Origin of the sequence: Caballeronia sp. INML2 (assembly GCF_023631365.1) — a bacterium.
In the GTDB taxonomy this organism is placed as follows: Bacteria; Pseudomonadota; Gammaproteobacteria; order Burkholderiales; family Burkholderiaceae; genus Caballeronia; species Caballeronia turbans.
Genome location: NZ_JALQDH010000254.1, coordinates 1 through 230, shown reverse-complemented (window position 1 = coordinate 230; position 230 = coordinate 1). Strand labels below are relative to the sequence as shown.

At 79.6% G+C, this 230-nt stretch carries 1 protein-coding gene; it reads left to right on the top strand.

From position 1 onward, the window contains the following. Positions 1-230, top strand: a 230-nt coding sequence (locus tag NCT32_RS37200; protein ID WP_250491584.1) for a hypothetical protein, incomplete at both ends; no start/stop codon positions are given.

The window sequence follows — 230 nt, the reverse complement described above, 5'->3', positions numbered from 1 at the left end:
GTGTAGTGCCTTGAAACCGGCACCGCACCGCGAATGTTGCGAGGGGTGCGGCCGGGGGGGGGGGGGGGGGGGGGGGGGGGGGGGGGGGCGGGGGGGGGGGGGGGGGGCGGGGGGGGGGGGGGGGGGGGGGGCGGTGGGGGGGTGGGGGGGGGGGGGTGTGGGTAGAGTGTTGGGCTCGATCTCGATCTTCTCGCCCGCCGTCTGGACCACGGTGTCTTCGGGCGCGTGTG